The 16194-nt window shown below is 28.6% G+C and carries 17 protein-coding genes; 16 read left to right on the top strand and 1 reads right to left on the bottom strand.

The window, feature by feature from the left end:
• Positions 1-28: 28 nt before the first annotated feature.
• Complete coding sequence (locus BEN51_RS05595; RefSeq protein WP_119865094.1) at positions 29-1234, bottom strand: nucleotidyltransferase; 1206 nt, start codon at positions 1232-1234, stop codon at positions 29-31.
• 216 nt (positions 1235-1450) lie between these two features.
• Here BEN51_RS05595 and pta point away from each other — a divergent pair, with 216 nt between their 5' ends.
• The 16 genes from pta to trmD all read left to right on the top strand — a co-directional run bounded on the left by pta (position 1451) and on the right by trmD (position 16194).
• Positions 1451-2452, top strand: coding sequence for a phosphate acetyltransferase (gene pta / locus BEN51_RS05590; RefSeq protein ID WP_119865093.1), 1002 nt, complete (start codon positions 1451-1453; stop codon positions 2450-2452).
• A gap of 20 nt (positions 2453-2472) precedes the next feature.
• Positions 2473-3672, top strand: coding sequence for an acetate kinase (locus tag BEN51_RS05585; RefSeq protein ID WP_119865092.1), 1200 nt, complete (start codon positions 2473-2475; stop codon positions 3670-3672).
• Positions 3673-3865: 193 nt separating this feature from the next.
• A complete protein-coding gene (locus BEN51_RS05580; protein ID WP_119865091.1) occupies positions 3866-4375 on the top strand; it encodes a YceD family protein in 510 nt (169 codons plus the stop codon).
• A gap of 2 nt (positions 4376-4377) precedes the next feature.
• Positions 4378-4563 carry a 50S ribosomal protein L32 gene (rpmF, locus tag BEN51_RS05575; protein ID WP_119865090.1) on the top strand — a complete coding sequence of 62 codons (186 nt, stop codon included), beginning with the start codon at positions 4378-4380 and terminating at the stop codon, positions 4561-4563.
• A 53-nt stretch (positions 4564-4616) separates the two neighbouring features.
• A complete protein-coding gene (gene plsX, locus BEN51_RS05570; protein ID WP_119865089.1) occupies positions 4617-5618 on the top strand; it encodes a phosphate acyltransferase PlsX in 1002 nt (333 codons plus the stop codon).
• Positions 5619-5694: 76 nt separating this feature from the next.
• Positions 5695-5925 (top strand): acyl carrier protein, encoded by a 231-nt coding sequence (gene acpP / locus BEN51_RS05565; protein ID WP_119865088.1) that lies wholly within the window; start codon positions 5695-5697, stop codon positions 5923-5925.
• 114 nt (positions 5926-6039) lie between these two features.
• Complete coding sequence (rnc, locus tag BEN51_RS05560) at positions 6040-6738, top strand: ribonuclease III (protein ID WP_119865087.1); 699 nt, start codon at positions 6040-6042, stop codon at positions 6736-6738.
• A complete protein-coding gene (locus BEN51_RS05555; protein WP_119865086.1) occupies positions 6731-7765 on the top strand; it encodes an elongator complex protein 3 in 1035 nt (344 codons plus the stop codon). Before rnc ends, BEN51_RS05555 begins: the two co-directional genes overlap by 8 nt.
• A gap of 232 nt (positions 7766-7997) precedes the next feature.
• The gene (smc, locus tag BEN51_RS05550) at positions 7998-11561 is read left to right on the top strand and encodes a chromosome segregation protein SMC (RefSeq protein WP_119865085.1); all 3564 of its coding nucleotides are present in this window, start codon (positions 7998-8000) and stop codon (positions 11559-11561) included.
• A gap of 10 nt (positions 11562-11571) precedes the next feature.
• The gene (ftsY, locus tag BEN51_RS05545; protein WP_119865084.1) at positions 11572-12486 is read left to right on the top strand and encodes a signal recognition particle-docking protein FtsY; all 915 of its coding nucleotides are present in this window, start codon (positions 11572-11574) and stop codon (positions 12484-12486) included.
• A gap of 88 nt (positions 12487-12574) precedes the next feature.
• Positions 12575-12904 carry a putative DNA-binding protein gene (locus BEN51_RS05540; RefSeq protein WP_119865083.1) on the top strand — a complete coding sequence of 110 codons (330 nt, stop codon included), beginning with the start codon at positions 12575-12577 and terminating at the stop codon, positions 12902-12904.
• 18 nt (positions 12905-12922) lie between these two features.
• Positions 12923-14275, top strand: coding sequence for a signal recognition particle protein (gene ffh / locus BEN51_RS05535; protein WP_119865082.1), 1353 nt, complete (start codon positions 12923-12925; stop codon positions 14273-14275).
• A gap of 39 nt (positions 14276-14314) precedes the next feature.
• Positions 14315-14560 carry a 30S ribosomal protein S16 gene (rpsP, locus tag BEN51_RS05530; protein WP_119865081.1) on the top strand — a complete coding sequence of 82 codons (246 nt, stop codon included), beginning with the start codon at positions 14315-14317 and terminating at the stop codon, positions 14558-14560.
• Between the two features lie 44 nt (positions 14561-14604).
• A complete protein-coding gene (locus BEN51_RS05525; RefSeq protein WP_119865080.1) occupies positions 14605-14844 on the top strand; it encodes a KH domain-containing protein in 240 nt (79 codons plus the stop codon).
• 149 nt (positions 14845-14993) lie between these two features.
• Entirely contained in the window at positions 14994-15491 is a 498-nt protein-coding gene (rimM, locus tag BEN51_RS05520; protein ID WP_119865079.1) for a ribosome maturation factor RimM, read from the top strand.
• Positions 15481-16194, top strand: coding sequence for a tRNA (guanosine(37)-N1)-methyltransferase TrmD (gene trmD, locus BEN51_RS05515; protein ID WP_119865078.1), 714 nt, complete (start codon positions 15481-15483; stop codon positions 16192-16194). Before rimM ends, trmD begins: the two co-directional genes overlap by 11 nt.

The following is a 16194-nucleotide window of genomic DNA, read 5'->3' as shown; positions in this document are numbered from 1 at the left end:
GTATTTATATGCATATGTCTTCTTTATATTAATCATTTATTATAGGATTAGTTAAAAAATCACTTAATGGGTCCAATGAACTGTTTAATATTGAATATGTCTTAGTTGCATTAATATCTAAATTTAAAAGAGGATTATTATTTCCTTTTGAGATTTTAGTAATAATAGGTATTTGAGATTTTTTCTTCATTTCTTTAATAATTTTTCTTCCATTTTCATTAAAGGCAAGTATTCTTGCATAAAGATTATTCTCATCTAATAGTTCCATATAATTGTAAGTATCAAAGGAAAGAAAAATCTGAGTTAACAATCTTGAAATTTTAGTATAGGTGTATCTTTTGCTCTTAATATTCAAAATAAAATCGTCAAAAGAATTACTTGTATAGATTTCTTTAATAATTTTATTGTCTAATCCTTCTTTTACTTCTTGTAAATTTTCAAAATTTATATTATTGCTCAATATTCTATATTTAATATACTTATACATATCTTCTTCAAATACAAATTTATAATTACCAGCTTTTAAATTTTCAAGGTAATTAATAGTAGTAATGGGAAGATAATTATTAATTTTATCTAACTCCATATTTTTTTTAAGATATTCTCGTATACTTGTTGCAGAAGCAAAGATAGAAGTAAAGTTTTTATCATTATAGTTTGATCCTTCTCTTTTTAATGTTAAAGGAACAATATTACTATTAAGCTTAATTAGAGCTTTAATATATTCTATAGCTAAAATATTATTAGAACTTTTTAATATATCCTTTAAAGAATCATCTTTAAGAAATTTATTTAAGGATATTTCTCTTGCTTTTGCATAAGTTAGTCCTAGATTTAAATTATTTTTTATTTCGGCTTTAAATTCATTAGGTTCATTTGTTAAAAAGTTAGCAATATATTTTAGCTTTTCTATATCACCACATTCACTTCCAAAGAAAATATTATTTACCACACCTATAGAATTTAAAATTGAAACTGAACCTTTAGCAAAAAATTCTGCAGAAGATACAGAATAAAAGCAGGGTAATTCTAAAACTAAATCTACTCCATTTAAGACTGCAATTTCAGCTCTCTTATATTTATCTATAATAGCAGGGCCGCCTCTTTGAACGAAATTTCCACTCATAATACAAACAATTCCATCACAATTAGTTGTTTTTATTGCACTATTTAAGTGATACAAATGTCCTTTGTGAAAAGGATTATATTCAGTAATTATTCCAGTAATATTCATAAATTACCTCCTTTTAGGGAATTATAAATATTATAGCATAAAAACTATTTAATATGAGAAATTAAAAAATTAAATAGTATAAAATTTAACGTTGTCTGAAAATTAGGAATATAAAGAAATAAAGAAATAGACAACTTTAGGTTGAAAAATACAGGCTGATAGGAGTATATTAGTATATGGAGTAAAGTTCGTATCTTTTTGAAAGGAGTTTATATTATGGAACTTATGAATAAATTATGGGAGTCAGCAAAAGCTGACAAAAAAAGAATAGTTCTTCCAGAAGGTGATGAGGAAAGAACATTAAAAGCGGCAGAAAAAATACACAAATTGGGTTTAGCATATCCAGTTTTAGTTGGAAATATTGATGAAATAAAAAGAAAAGCTGAAAATTTAGGGGTAAATTTAGAAGGAATAGAAATTATTGATCCTAATACTTCAGAAAAATTAGAAGAATATGTTAATAAGTTCTATGAGTTAAGAAAAAATAAGGGAATGACTCTAGAAAAATCAAATCAAATAGTAAGAGATCCATTATATTTCGGAACAATGATGGTTAAATTAGATGATGCAGATGGAATGGTTTCAGGAGCAGTTCATACTACTGGTGATTTATTAAGACCAGGATTACAAATTGTTAAAACAGCACCAGGTGTTTCAGTAGTTTCAAGTTTCTTTATAATGATGGTACCAAATGCTAAATATGGAGAAGAAGGTATGTTATTATTCTCAGACTGTGCTGTAAATCCAAATCCAACAGCTGAACAATTAGCTGCGATAGCAATAGCAACAGCTGATACAGCAAAGAACCTTTGCGGTATTGAACCTAGAGTAGCAATGTTATCTTTCTCAACAATGGGAAGTGCAGGTGGAGAATTAGTAGAAAAGGTAAGAAAAGCAACAGAGATCGCTAAGGAATTAAGAGCTGATTTACTAATTGATGGAGAATTGCAATTAGATGCAGCTATAGTTGAAAGTGTGGCAGCTCAAAAAGCTCCAAACAGCAAAGTTGCTGGAAAAGCAAATGTTCTTATTTTTCCAGACTTACAAAGTGGAAATATAGGATATAAATTAGTTCAAAGATTTGCAAATGCTGAAGCTATAGGGCCAATGTGTCAAGGCTTTGCAAAACCAATAAATGATTTATCAAGAGGATGCAGTGTTGAGGACATAGTTAATGTTGTTGCATTAACAGCAGTTCAAGCACAATCAATAAAATAATAAGCTTTGGAGGATTATAAATGAAGGTATTAGTTATTAATTGTGGAAGTTCATCACTTAAATATCAATTAATTGATATGAATACTGAAGAATCAATAGCTCAAGGATTAGTAGAAAGAATAGGAATTGAAGGATCTGTTTTAACTCAAAAGGTTGAAGGAAGAGAAAAATACATAATAAAACAACCTATGAAAGATCATAAAGTTGCAATTCAATTAGTACTTGGTGCATTAGTAGACAAAGAAAATGGAGTAATATCTTCAATGGACGAAATATCAGCAGTTGGCCATAGAGTAGTTCATGGAGGAGAAAAGTTTAAATCATCTGTTGTTATAAATGAAGAAGTTAAAGAATATATAAGAGAATGCTTTAAACTAGCGCCATTACACAACCCAGCAAATATGATTGGTATTGAAGCTTGTGAAGAGTTAATGCCAAATGTTCCTATGGTAGCAGTATTTGATAATGCTTTCCATTCAACTATGCCAGAAAAAGCATATTTATATGCATTACCATATGAATTATACACAAAACATGGAATAAGAAAATATGGTTTCCATGGAACTTCTCATAAATATGTTTCACAAAAAGCAGCTGAATTATTAGGAAAAGATATAAAAGATTTAAAAATTATTACTTGTCATTTAGGAAATGGTTCAAGTGTAACTGCTGTTAAGGGAGGCGTTTCTATTGATACATCAATGGGCTTTACACCTCTTGAGGGATTAGCTATGGGAACAAGATCTGGTAATATAGATCCTGCTATAATACCTTTCTTAATGAAGGAAGAAGGATTAACTATTGAAGAAGTAGATAACTTATTAAACAAGAAATCAGGAGTTTTAGGTATATCAGGAATCAGTTCAGACTTCAGAGATATAGAAGATGCTGCCTTTAAAGAAGGTGTTCATAGAGCTCAACTTGCCTTAGATATATTTGAATATAAAGTAAAAGCAACAATTGGTGCATATGCAGCTATTATGGGTGGTGTTGATGCAATAGTATTTACTGCTGGAGTAGGAGAAAATGGTCCAGAATCAAGAGAAGGAATTTTAAAGGGATTAGAGTTCCTAGGAGTTGAAATAGATACAGAAAAAAATAAGGTAAGAGGAAAAGTAAGAGAAATTTCAAAAGAAGGTTCTAAAGTAAAAGCTTTTGTTATTCCAACTAATGAAGAATTAGTTATTGCAAGAGATACTGTTGAATTAATCAGCAAATAATTATAAAGTGCATTATTATTAGTTTAAGCAATTTATAACAAATTGCTTGACTTTTAATCATGCGCTTTATATAATAAATTGTGTTTATTCAGCAAATTTTTATCTAAGGAGTGAAAAAAGCTCTGTATAAGTTATGTTTTAATTTTATAAGTAAAGTTAAATCATAATCAGACAAAATTTAGAGCAAATACATATGATTATAGAATTTTCGGATTTAGTCTCAGCTAAAAGTAGAAAAAAAGAAATAAATGTAACATATGATTTAGCATCTTTTGTTTTTGATGGAGAAGAAATTAAGTTTGTTGATCCTGTTAATGTAATTGGAGAAATAACTTCTATTAGTGATGTTTTGACGCTTAAAGTTTCCATAAAAACAAAATTGGAATTAAATTGTTCAAGATGCCTAGAGGCCTTTATCTATCCAATAGATATTGATATAGAAGAAAGGTTTACAAATAATGTAGAACTTCAAAAAGAAGACGAAATTATTTTTGTAGATAGCAATATATTAGATATTGCAGAAGTAGTTGAAAATATTATAGTTTCAACCTTACCTATTAAGAGACTTTGTACAGACAATTGTAAAGGGCTTTGCCAAAAATGTGGGAAAAATCTTAATGAAGGTTCTTGTCAATGTGAGTCAAATGATGTAGACTTAAGAATGGCAAAGTTACAAGAGTTGTTTGCTAATAAGGAGGTGTAGTAATGGGAAATCCTGCTAGAAAAACATATAGAGCAAAGAGAAATTCAAGAAGAGCTCAAACTTTTAAAGCGAGCTTACCTGGTATAGTTGAATGTCCACAATGTCATGAAATGAAATTAGCTCACAGAGTTTGTAAAAATTGTGGCTTCTATAATGGGAAAGAAGTAGTTGCTTCATCAGAAGAATAAAGAAAGTCTATTGACTTTCTTTTCTTTATATATAAGCAAAGGGGCGAATTTATATGAAAATAGCTATTGATGGCATGGGTGGAGATAATGCACCCCAAGCTGTAGTCGAAGGCGTAGTTAGCGCTTTAAAAGAATACAGTGGAATAGAATACTATATAACAGGTCCTAAAGAAAAAATTGAAGAAGAACTAAATAAATATAAGTATGATAAAAATCTAGTAAAAATTATAGATGCCAGAGAAGTAGTTTCAACAAATGAACATCCTGTAATGGCACTAAAGAAAAAGAAAGATTCCAGTATATATAAAGCATTAAAGTTAGTAAAAGATAAGGAATGTGATGCGATAATTTCAGCTGGAAGCACTGGAGCTTTTTTAGCTGGCTGCACATTAGTTGTAGGTAGAATTAAAGGCATTGAAAGACCGGCTTTAGCACCTATAATGCCAGGAAAAAATGGTCATTTTATGATAATTGATGCTGGAGCTAATGTTGATTGTAAGCCAAGTTATTTGGTTCAGTTTGCTAAGATGGGAAAAGTATATTTTAAAGAAGTAATGAAGAAAGATAATCCATCTATAGGTCTTGTAAATATTGGAGAAGAAGAAGAAAAAGGAAATGAACTAACCAAAAACGCTTATAAACTACTAAAAGAAGAAGCGAAGCTTAACTTTGTAGGAAATATAGAGCCACGCGAGACTTCTAAGGGTGATGTTGACGTTTTAGTATGTGATGGATTTGTGGGTAATACATTATTAAAAATGTATGAAGGTGTTGCCATGACTTTATTAAAGATAATAAAAGAAGAGATTTTATCTTCTGGCTTAATGGGTAAACTTGGAGCGCTTTTATTAAAACCAGTATTTAGCAATATAAAAAAGAAATTTGATTATACTGAAGTAGGAGGGGCTCCCTTCCTAGGTGTTGATGGAATATGCATTAAAGCTCATGGAAGTTCTGATGGAAAAGCTTTTAAAAATGCTATTAATCAAACAAAGAAGTTCTATGATAATAATGTATTAGAAAAGATTAAATTAGAGCTTCAAAATAATATGTAATAAATGCAAATATTCATATTGACTAGATAAATATTATATAATATTATCTAAATGAAGTGTCTAGGAGGTGAATAATATGTTTGAAAAGGTTAGAGAAATTATAGCAGATAAATTAAGTATTAATGAAGCGGATATAACTATGGAATCTTCTTTTGTTGATGATTTAAATGCAGATTCATTAGATCTAGTTGAGCTTATGATGGCATTAGAAGATGAATTAAATACTGAAATTCCTGATGAAGATGCAGAAGGCTTTAAAACAGTTGGAGATGTAGTAGAGTATTTAAAAAATCATGTTGAAGAATAGTAAAATCCCGCAAGTATGCGGGATTTTTATTAAGAATATAAAAACTAGTTTATTCTTGAATTTGCTCAGAACCATTAAAGCAAGTTGAAGAATAAACTTCAAGGAGTGTAACTAATGGGAAAATTTAATATTAAGGAAGTTGAGGAGGCTGTAGGTGTAACTTTTAATGAAAAAAATTTATTAAAAGCAGCCTTGACACATAGTTCCTATGCTAATCAGCATAAGGATCAAGAATATAATGAAAGGTTAGAATTTTTGGGAGATGCAGTTTTACAGCTATGTATTACTGAATATTTATTTTTAAATTATAAGGAAAAAAGTGAAGGAGAATTAACTAAAATAAGAAGTCTAATAGTTTGTGAAAATTCTCTTTATGAAATTGGTAAAAAATTAGATTTAGGGTATTTTATTAGAATAAGTAGAGGAGAAGAGCTTACTGGAGGTAGAGAAAGGGCTTCTATTACCGCAGATGCTGTTGAGGCATTAATTGCAGCAATATACTTAGATAAGGGGATAGAATATACTAAAGATTATATAATAGGCCATTTTAAAGAAATAATAGAAAAGGCTATTAAAAATGATATTGTTTTAGATTATAAAACAAAACTGCAAGAAGAGCTTCAAAAATCAGGAGAAGTTTCAATAGTATATGAGCTACTAAAATATGAAGGCCCTCCTCATAGGAGAAAATTCTATACTTCTGTAATTATAGAAAATAAAGAATTAGGTAGAGGAGAAGGGTATAGCAAGAAGGAAGCAGAGCAAAATGCAGCAAAAGAAGCCTTAAGAAATTTGGAGGAGAGAAATGAGTAAAAAACATTATATTATTCCAATATTTATTTCTCATATTGGCTGCCCTCATCAATGTGTTTTTTGTAATCAAGATAAAATAGCAAGAACTTTACAAAAGGAAGTTACTGCAGAGGAAGTTGAAGAAACAATAAAAGAATATTTAAATACTATAAATAAAAATGATGCGACTGTGGAAGTTTCCTTTTTTGGTGGAACCTTTACTGCAATACCTGTTAATAAGCAAAAAGAATTATTAAAGGTGGCGAAAGATTATAAAGAAAAGGGATTAATAGATAAAATTAGGATGTCAACAAGACCTGATGCTATTAATAGATATATTCTAAACTATTTAAAAGAATATAAGATTGATATAATTGAGCTGGGAGTTCAATCTTTAGATAATGAAATTCTTAGACTTTCAGGGAGAGGACATAGTGCTGAAGATGTAGAAAAATCATCTAAACTAATAAAGGAATTTGATTTTGTTTTAGGACATCAAATAATGCCTGGATTGCCGGGAGATAGTTTTGAAAAGGACATAGAAACAGCTAAAAAATCTATTGCAATGAAGCCGGATATATGCAGAATATATCCCTCTCTCGTAATAAAAGATACTCCTATGGAAGAAATGTATTATAGAGGTGTTTACAAACCATATACATTAGAGGAAGCGGTTCAAATTTCTAAAGATATATATAAGCTTTATAAAGAAGCCAATGTAAATATAATAAGAATTGGACTTCAACCAACAGATACAATAACCCTTGGAAAAGATGTAATAAGCGGCCCTTTCCATCCTGCTTTTAGAGAATTAGTTGAAGGAAGCTTAATATGTGATAAAATTCAAAATTGTGTTAATCCGGAAGAAGATATTATTATTGAATTAAATTCTAAAGATTTAAGTAAGCTGTATGCGAATAAAAAAGTATTTTTTAATAAACTTAAAGCGAAGCATAGAGGAAAAATTAACGTTAAAATTAATGATAAAGTGCATAGAGATAATATAAATATAATTGTTTTAAAAAGAATAGAAAAATTAACAATTTAGCATTATTTCTTAATGCGCGAAAAAATTGTTGTTCTATAAAAGAAGATTGCTGCCAATCTTCTTTTTTGCCAATTGATATTTTATTTTCTTTAATATAAACTTAATAAGAGTAGGAGTGATATTTATGAAGAAAAAAACAAGACAAAAAATGATTAATATTATTACTATTATTTTAATTATAATGGTTACAGCAAGTTTGCTAGTATCATTGATTTAGACGGGGAGTGTATCTATGTTTTTAAAATCCATAGAAATAAGGGGTTTTAAATCCTTTGCAGATAAAACCACATTAAATTTTAAAGAAGGCGTTACTGCTGTAGTGGGACCAAATGGTAGTGGTAAAAGTAATATATCAGATGCAGTAAGATGGGTTCTTGGAGAACAAAGTGCTAAAACTTTAAGAGGCGGAAAGATGGAAGATGTTATTTTCGCTGGAACTCAATATAGGAAGCCTGTTGGATTAGCTCAAGTATCTTTAACCTTAGACAACTCTGATAATTCTTTAGAAACAGAATACTCTGAGATTACAGTTACGAGAAGGATTTTTAGATCTGGTGAAACTGAATATTTAATAAATAATCAAAAATGTAGACTAAAAGATATCAATAATTTATTTATGGATACAGGTATAGGGAAGGAAGGATATTCTCTTATTGGACAAGGTAAAATTGAGGCGATATTAAGTGGAAAGGCTGAAGATAGAAGAGCACTTTTAGAGGAAGCAGCAGGGATTGTTAAATATAAAACTAGAAAAGAAGAAGCAGAACGTAGATTAGAGAATACAGAAAATAATTTGGTCAGAATAAGAGATATTATACATACTTACGAAGAAAGAATAGAACCTTTAAGGGAAGAAAGGGAGAAGGCTTTAAAGTATAAAGCTTTAGCTGATGAATTAAAGATAAAAGAAGTATCCCTTTTAGTTGAAAGCATTAGAAAAGTAGAAAAAGATTTAGAAGAAATTAAAAGGGATATAGATAATAGAACTAAAGAAATAACAGGAAAAAGAGAAGAGCTAGAAAATGAGAAAAAAGATTTTATTAATTTTGAAAAGGCTATAGAAACTTTAGAAAATAAAAATAAAAATGAAAAAGAAGAATATTATGATAAGAAAGATGAGTTAAATGAAAATCATAGAAATATTGAAATATTTAAAGAAAGAATATCAAATTTAGAAGGTGCAATAAATAAAAGTCTATTAGAAATTAATGAGCTAGAAAATTCGTTAAATTCTTTACAAGAGGAAAGGAATATTCTTCTTGAAAATCTTCAAGAAAAGATAAAAGAACAAGTAAAAAAAGATAATGATATTAATATTATGGAAAATAATATTAAATCTATATTGAAAAACATTGAAGAATTTGAAAGAGAAATATCAATTATTAAAGACGAGGAATTTGATTTTTTAAGTAAGATTTCTGAGAGCAAAAATAAAATTGCTTTATTAAATAAAGAGATTTCAAATAAAGAACAAATAGCTTTAAACTCAGAAAATTCAATAAAAGTAATTAAAGATAATATAAAGATAAATTTAGCTACTATTGAAGGTTTAAGAAGAAAAATTACTGAATGTAAAGAAGATAAGAGAAAGCTTGAGGAAAAAATATTATCAGATAAGAAAAAACTAAGTATTTTAATTAAAGATAGATCCATAAGTGAAAATAAAATTAGAGAAATATCTAAAAATATTAATATGTTAGAGGGAAAACTTGGAACCCTAAAGGATTTAGAAAAAAATTATGAAGGATATAATCTTTCAGTAAAGAGGCTTATGGAGAGAATACAAGAGGGTAAAATAAAAGGGGCTCAAGATACAAAAGTTCTAGGAGAAATTTTTCAAGTAGAGAAAAAATATGAAACTGCCATTGAAATAGCCTTAGGTGGAAATATTTCTAATATAATTACTAGAGATGAAGAAGTGGCCAAACAATTAATTAATTATCTAAAGGCAAATTCTCTAGGAAGAGCAACCTTCTTACCATTAAATATTATTAAGGGCAATAAGTTAAGCCTTTCAAAAGAAATTAAGAATGTAGAAGGATTTTTAGGACTAGCCGCTGAGTTATTGATTTTTGATTCAAAATATAAAGAAATTATAGATTATGCTTTAGGTAAAACTATTATCACTTCGGACATGGATTCAGCGTTAAAAGTATCAAAACTTTATAATCATAAAGTAAAGGTTGTAACATTAGAGGGAGAAGTAATAAACCCAGGTGGAGCTCTAACTGGTGGTAGTATTTATAATAAAAATAAGGGAAGTATCCTAGGTAGAAAAAGGGAACTTCAAGAACTGGAAGAAAATATTAATACTAACAAAAAGGAATACACTTACGAGTTTGAGAATTTAAATAAATTAAAATCAGAAATAAAAGAATTAGATGAAAAAATTCTAAATTATAATGACGAGCTTCATATTAAAAATATTGATATTGCTAAATTTGAAAGCGAAGAATTAGTTTTAGATAAAGAAAAACATAAGCTTAAGTCATCTTTAGAAGTGGCTGAAAATGAAATAAGTATGAATAAAGATAGTCTAGAAAAGTTAAAATTAGAACTAGACAAAAATAAGGAAATATTAATCGACCTCGAAAAGAATAGCATTGAAAGTAAGAGTAGAGCTTCAGAATTAGAAAAAAAAATAATTGAGAAAAGAAAGCTTTATGATACAAAAAAAGAAGAAGTTGTTAAAATAAAAATTAATAAGGCATCTTTAGATGAAAGTATATATAGTACACAAAGCGAAATAAAACGCAAAGAAAAAGAAGTAATAGAAAGAAAAGAAAAAATAAATAAATTAAATATAGAAATTGAAGATCAAAAATTAACTATTGAGAAATTAGAAAAAGAAATAGAAGAAAAATTAAAACTTACTGTACTTATTGATAATAGATTAAAGGAATTAGAAGAAGTATTTAAAAGAGATGAAATTAATAGAATAAGTTTAAAGGATAAGTCAAAAATAAAAAATGAAATTATTAATAAATTGGTAGAAGAAATTCAATATAAAGAAAGTGAATTAAATAAAAGAGAAATTGCTTCTGCTAAGCTTGAAAATGAAAAAGAGAATTGTTATAAAAAACTTAATGAAGAACAAAACCTAACATTAGCAGAAGCTTGCGAGATATCAGAAGATATTATTAATATTACAGAAGTTAAAGACTGTATTAAAAATTTAAAAAATAAAATAGCTAGCATAGGTGTAGTAAACTTGATGGCTATATCAGAATATGATGAAGTCTGTGAAAAGTATGAATTTATGTCAAAACAAGAAGAGGATTTAAATAAGTCTAAAGAAGAATTAATTACAGTAATAAATGAAATGACAGAAAAAATGAAGGAACTCTTCATTGAAAACTTTAAAAAAATAAATGAAAATTTTAATGAAACCTTTAGAGAATTATTTAAAGGAGGAAATGCTGAACTTATATTAGGAGAAGGGGATGAGCTTTCTGCTAATATAGACATAAATGTTCAACCGCCAGGTAAAAAGCTTCAAAACATAAATTTAATGTCAGGTGGGGAAAAGGTATTATCAGCTATAGCTTTATTATTTTCTATTCTTAAAATGAAGCCAACTCCTTTCTGTATATTAGATGAAATTGAGGCAGCTTTAGATGATGCCAATGTTATTAGATATGCTGAATTTCTAAAGAAATTCTCAGAAAAAATTCAATTTATAGTAATAACTCATAGAAAAGGAACTATGGAAGCTAGTGATATTTTATATGGCGTTACTATGGAGGAAAAAGGAGTATCAAAGGTTGTATCAGTAGACTTAAACAGTAGAAATTAGGAGGATAAATATGTTTGGAAAATTATTTGATAACTTAAAAACAGGTTTAACAAAGACAAAGAATGCCTTAACAGATAAGATAAATGAAACCCTTAAACTTGCAATAACAATAGATGAAGATTTATATGAGGAACTAGAAGAAATTTTAGTCATGGCAGATATAGGGATGGATACAACTATAGATATAATAGAAAGATTAAAAGATAAAATAAGAAAAGAAAAAATTAATGATCCAAATAAAGTTTACGATACTCTAAAAGAAGTAATAAAAGAAATGCTTTTAGAAGGAACAGAAAATATAGATTATGAAGATTACAATAAAAAAGTTATGCTAATTATAGGTGTAAATGGTGCTGGTAAAACAACTTCTATTGGAAAATTAGCTGCTAAAAATAAAAATGCAGGGAAGAGAGTCCTTCTTGCAGCAGCAGATACCTTTAGGGCAGCTGCAATTGATCAATTGGAAGTATGGAGTAAAAGAGCTGGTGTAGATATTGTAAAACATTCAGAAGGCTCTGATCCAGCGGCTGTTGTTTTTGATGCTATTTCTGCTTCAAAAGCAAGAAATATAGATTTACTTATTTGCGATACTGCAGGTAGACTTCACAATAAGAAAAATTTAATGGATGAACTTGCTAAGATAGGCAGAATTTTAGAAAGAGAATATAGTGAAGCTAAAAAAGAAACTCTACTAGTTTTAGATGGTACTACAGGTCAAAATGCAGTAAATCAAGCAAAACAGTTTATGGAAGCTTGTCCTATTGACGGTATTATCCTAACAAAACTTGATGGTACTGCAAAGGGTGGAGTAGTTATTTCTATTAAAAATACCTTAAATATTCCAGTTAGATATATTGGGGTTGGAGAAGGCATTGATGATCTTCAAGAATTTAATTCAGAAGAATTTGTAGAAGCTTTATTCTAAAAAACAAAAAAAATCATGGTGTTAAGTAAAAATACTTGACACCTTAGGATAGTTTTGTTAAAATCTTTTCTGTGGTAAGGTGAGAACAATGGAAGATAGAGTTGAAATTTCATTACTAGTAGATCTATATGGTCCATTACTAACAGAAAAGCAGCTTAAAATTATGGAGCTTTATTATAATGAGGATTTTTCCTTGGCTGAAATTGCTGAATTAAATAACACAAGTCGTCAAGCTATCCATGATTTGATAAAAAGATGTTATAAACAACTACTATCCTATGAAAGTAAACTTAATTTACTTGAAAAAAGTATAAAAAAAGAAAAAATAATTAATAATCTTTTAGAATTATTAAGAGAAAAATATTCAATTAATAGTGAAGATTATGAACAATGTAAATCAATTCTAAAAGATTTGTAAATCATAGGAGGTTAATAAATGGCTTTTGAGGGTTTATCAGAAAAATTGCAGGAAGCTTTCAAAAAGCTTAGAGGTAAAGGAAAGCTAACTGAAAAAGATATAAAAGAAGTCATGAGAGAAGTAAAGCTTGCGTTGCTTGAAGCTGATGTAAACTTTAAAGTTGTTAAAAAGTTGATTTCAAGTATTAGTGAAAAGTGTGTTGGAAGCGAAGTGCTTGAAAGTTTAACTCCAGCTCAACAAGTTATTAAAATTGTTAACGAAGAACTTACAGCTCTTATGGGAAGCAGCGAAAGCGGAATTAATTTTAATTCAGTAGGACCAACAATAATTATGATGGTTGGACTTCAAGGGGCAGGTAAAACTACAATGAGTGGTAAACTTGCACTAAAATTAAGAAAACAAAATAAGAAACCTTTATTGGTAGCTTGTGACGTTTATAGACCAGCAGCTATTAAGCAATTGGAAGTTGTTGGTAAACAAATAGATATACCAGTTTTCCAAATGGGTGATAAGGTAAACCCTGTAGATATAGCAAAAGCAGGTATTGCTCATGGAAGGCAAAATGGTAATAATGTAATAATAATAGATACAGCTGGTAGGCTTCATATAGATGATAATCTAATGGAAGAACTTAAAAGCATAAAAGCTGAAGTAAAGCCTAATGAAATATTACTTGTAGTAGATTCAATGACAGGTCAAGACGCAGTTAATGTTGCAGAAAGTTTTAATGAATCTTTAGATATTTCAGGTGTTATATTAACAAAGCTTGATGGTGATACAAGAGGTGGAGCAGCTTTATCAATTAGACATATTACAGAAAAGCCAATAAAATATATAGGTGTTGGCGAAAAGATGAGCGATATTGAAGTTTTCTATCCAGATAGAATGGCTTCAAGGATTCTAGGAATGGGAGATGTTCTTTCATTAATAGAAAAGGCTCAAGAAGCTATTGATGAAAAAGAAGCAAAAGAACTAAGTGCCAAAATGCTAGAAAATGATTTTACTTATGATGATTATTTAGTAGCAATGGATCAAATGAAGAAACTTGGTTCTTTAAGTAAAATAATTGATATGATACCTGGTATCCCTAAGGAAGTAAAAAACATAGATTTTGATGCTAGTGAAAAACAATTAGGAAAGATAAGAGCTATTATTTATTCTATGACTCCTAAAGAAAGAAGAAATCCAAAGCTTATAGCAGGATCATCTTCTAGAAAGAAGAGAATAGCAAAGGGATCAGGAACTACATTACAGGATGTTAACAAACTTATAAAGGGATTTGACATGATGAGAAAACAAATGAAACAAATGAAATCTCTTCAGAAAAAATCTAAAAAAGGTTTTTTTGGTAAGATGCCTTTTTTAAGTTAATATATTAATTGATTATATTTAAAAGGAGGTGAATTATAAATGGCAGTAAAAATCAGATTAAGAAGAATGGGTGCACATAAAGCTCCTTTCTACAGAATAGTTGTTGCTGATTCAAGATCACCAAGAGATGGTAGATTTATAGAAGAAATTGGATATTACAATCCATTAACTGAACCAGCTACTATTAAAATTGATGAAGAAAAAGCTACTAAATGGGTTGCTAATGGTGCTCAACCAACAGATGTAGTTAAAAGACTTTTTGATAAAGCAGGATTAAATAAGTAATTTTTAGGAGGTGAACTCTGTAATTTTCTTAATTACAGTTGTTTATGAAGGAATTAATTGAAACTATCGCTAAAGCTCTAGTGGAAAATCCAAATGAAGTTCATGTGAATGAAGTAAGAGGAGAGCAATCAATTATTCTGGAACTAAAGGTTGCTCCTGCAGATATGGGAAAAGTTATTGGAAAGCAGGGAAGAATAGCTAAGGCTATTAGAACTGTTATTAAAGCAGCAGCAATAAAAGAAGATAAAAAAGTAGTAGTAGAAATTATTGATTCAAAGAGTTAGGATTTTCCTAACTCTTTTTATAAATGAAATTATAAATTCACTTACCTAGTACTTATAGAACTTTCAATAAATATTGAAATTTGTACAAATACTAGATAAGATTCTATTTTTTAAAATATACATTATTTCATAATAAAAAGAGGTGCAATATGAGAGAAATTTTAAGAGTTGGAAAAATACTAAATACTCATGGAATAAAAGGTGAATTAAAAGTACTGCCTTTAACGGATGATCCAAAAAGATATGATGATTTAGAGTTTGTATTACTAGATGGAAAAGAAGTTAATATAGAAGGATGTAAATATCAAAAAGATAGAGTTATATTAAAATTAAAAGATATTAATACTATTGAAGAAGCAGAAAGATTAAAAAATAAGTACTTAGAAATTCCTAGAGAATATGCTGTTGAATTAGAAGAAGATAGATATTTTATTGCAGATTTAATAGGATGTACAGTTTATGACACAGAAGGAAGAAATTTAGGTAAAATTTATGATGTGATACAAACAAAAAATAATGATGTCTATTGGATAAAAGAGCCTAAAGAATTATTAATTCCCGTGCTATTAGATATTGTTTTAGATATAAATATAGAAGAAGAGAAAATTATTATTAAACCTGTAGGAGAATGGCAAGATGAAGATTAATATATTAACATTGTTTCCGGAAATGTTTGATATCTTTAGCCATAGCATAATTGGTAGAGCAAGAGAAAAGAAAATAGTTGAAATAGAACCAATAAATATAAGAGATTTCTCATTAAATAAACATAAAAAAGTTGATGATTATCCTTATGGCGGTGGTGCTGGAATGGTTATGACTCCCCAGCCTTTGGTAGATTCAATAAAATATTGTAAAAAAAGTAATAAAGGAAAGGTAATATTTTTAGGGCCTAGAGGGAAAACCTTTAATCAAGAATTAGCAAAGGAACTGGCGAAGGAAGAGGAATTGATTTTTGTCTGTGGACATTACGAGGGGATAGATGAAAGAGTTTACAAATATATTGATTTAGAAATTTCTTTAGGGGACTTTATTTTAACAGGCGGTGAAATGGCAGCCATACCAATAATTGATTCTATTTTAAGACTAAAAGAAGGTGTCTTAGGTAAAAGTGAGAGTTTTGAAGAGGAATCTTTTAGTTATGGGCTTCTAGAATATCCACAATATACTAGACCAGAAATATTTGAAGGAGAGGCTGTACCAGAAGTTCTTTTATCAGGACATCATGAAAATATAAGAAAATGGAGAAGATTAAAAGCACTTGAAATAACTAAGGAAAAAAGACCAGATTTATATAATAAGATAAAATTAAGTAAAGAGGATTTAAAATTGTTAAAAAATAAAAAATAA

This window comes from Clostridium isatidis (assembly GCF_002285495.1).
GTDB classification, from domain to species: Bacteria; Bacillota; Clostridia; order Clostridiales; family Clostridiaceae; genus Clostridium; species Clostridium isatidis.
Note: the sequence above shows the minus strand (reverse complement) of the source record. Positions and strands in the feature narration are given on the sequence as shown.

Coding starts and splice junctions, on each gene's coding strand:
- smc (WP_119865085.1), top strand. CDS start 7,998: ATGTTTTTAAAATCCATAGAAATAAGGGGTTTTAAATCCTTTGCAGAT.
- BEN51_RS05525 (WP_119865080.1), top strand. CDS start 14,605: ATGAAGGAATTAATTGAAACTATCGCTAAAGCTCTAGTGGAAAATCCA.
- trmD (WP_119865078.1), top strand. CDS start 15,481: ATGAAGATTAATATATTAACATTGTTTCCGGAAATGTTTGATATCTTT.
- BEN51_RS05580 (WP_119865091.1), top strand. CDS start 3,866: ATGATTATAGAATTTTCGGATTTAGTCTCAGCTAAAAGTAGAAAAAAA.
- rpmF (WP_119865090.1), top strand. CDS start 4,378: ATGGGAAATCCTGCTAGAAAAACATATAGAGCAAAGAGAAATTCAAGA.
- ftsY (WP_119865084.1), top strand. CDS start 11,572: ATGTTTGGAAAATTATTTGATAACTTAAAAACAGGTTTAACAAAGACA.
- acpP (WP_119865088.1), top strand. CDS start 5,695: ATGTTTGAAAAGGTTAGAGAAATTATAGCAGATAAATTAAGTATTAAT.
- BEN51_RS05555 (WP_119865086.1), top strand. CDS start 6,731: ATGAGTAAAAAACATTATATTATTCCAATATTTATTTCTCATATTGGC.
- plsX (WP_119865089.1), top strand. CDS start 4,617: ATGAAAATAGCTATTGATGGCATGGGTGGAGATAATGCACCCCAAGCT.
- rnc (WP_119865087.1), top strand. CDS start 6,040: ATGGGAAAATTTAATATTAAGGAAGTTGAGGAGGCTGTAGGTGTAACT.
- BEN51_RS05540 (WP_119865083.1), top strand. CDS start 12,575: ATGGAAGATAGAGTTGAAATTTCATTACTAGTAGATCTATATGGTCCA.
- rimM (WP_119865079.1), top strand. CDS start 14,994: ATGAGAGAAATTTTAAGAGTTGGAAAAATACTAAATACTCATGGAATA.
- pta (WP_119865093.1), top strand. CDS start 1,451: ATGGAACTTATGAATAAATTATGGGAGTCAGCAAAAGCTGACAAAAAA.
- ffh (WP_119865082.1), top strand. CDS start 12,923: ATGGCTTTTGAGGGTTTATCAGAAAAATTGCAGGAAGCTTTCAAAAAG.
- BEN51_RS05595 (WP_119865094.1), bottom strand. CDS start 1,234: ATGAATATTACTGGAATAATTACTGAATATAATCCTTTTCACAAAGGA.
- BEN51_RS05585 (WP_119865092.1), top strand. CDS start 2,473: ATGAAGGTATTAGTTATTAATTGTGGAAGTTCATCACTTAAATATCAA.
- rpsP (WP_119865081.1), top strand. CDS start 14,315: ATGGCAGTAAAAATCAGATTAAGAAGAATGGGTGCACATAAAGCTCCT.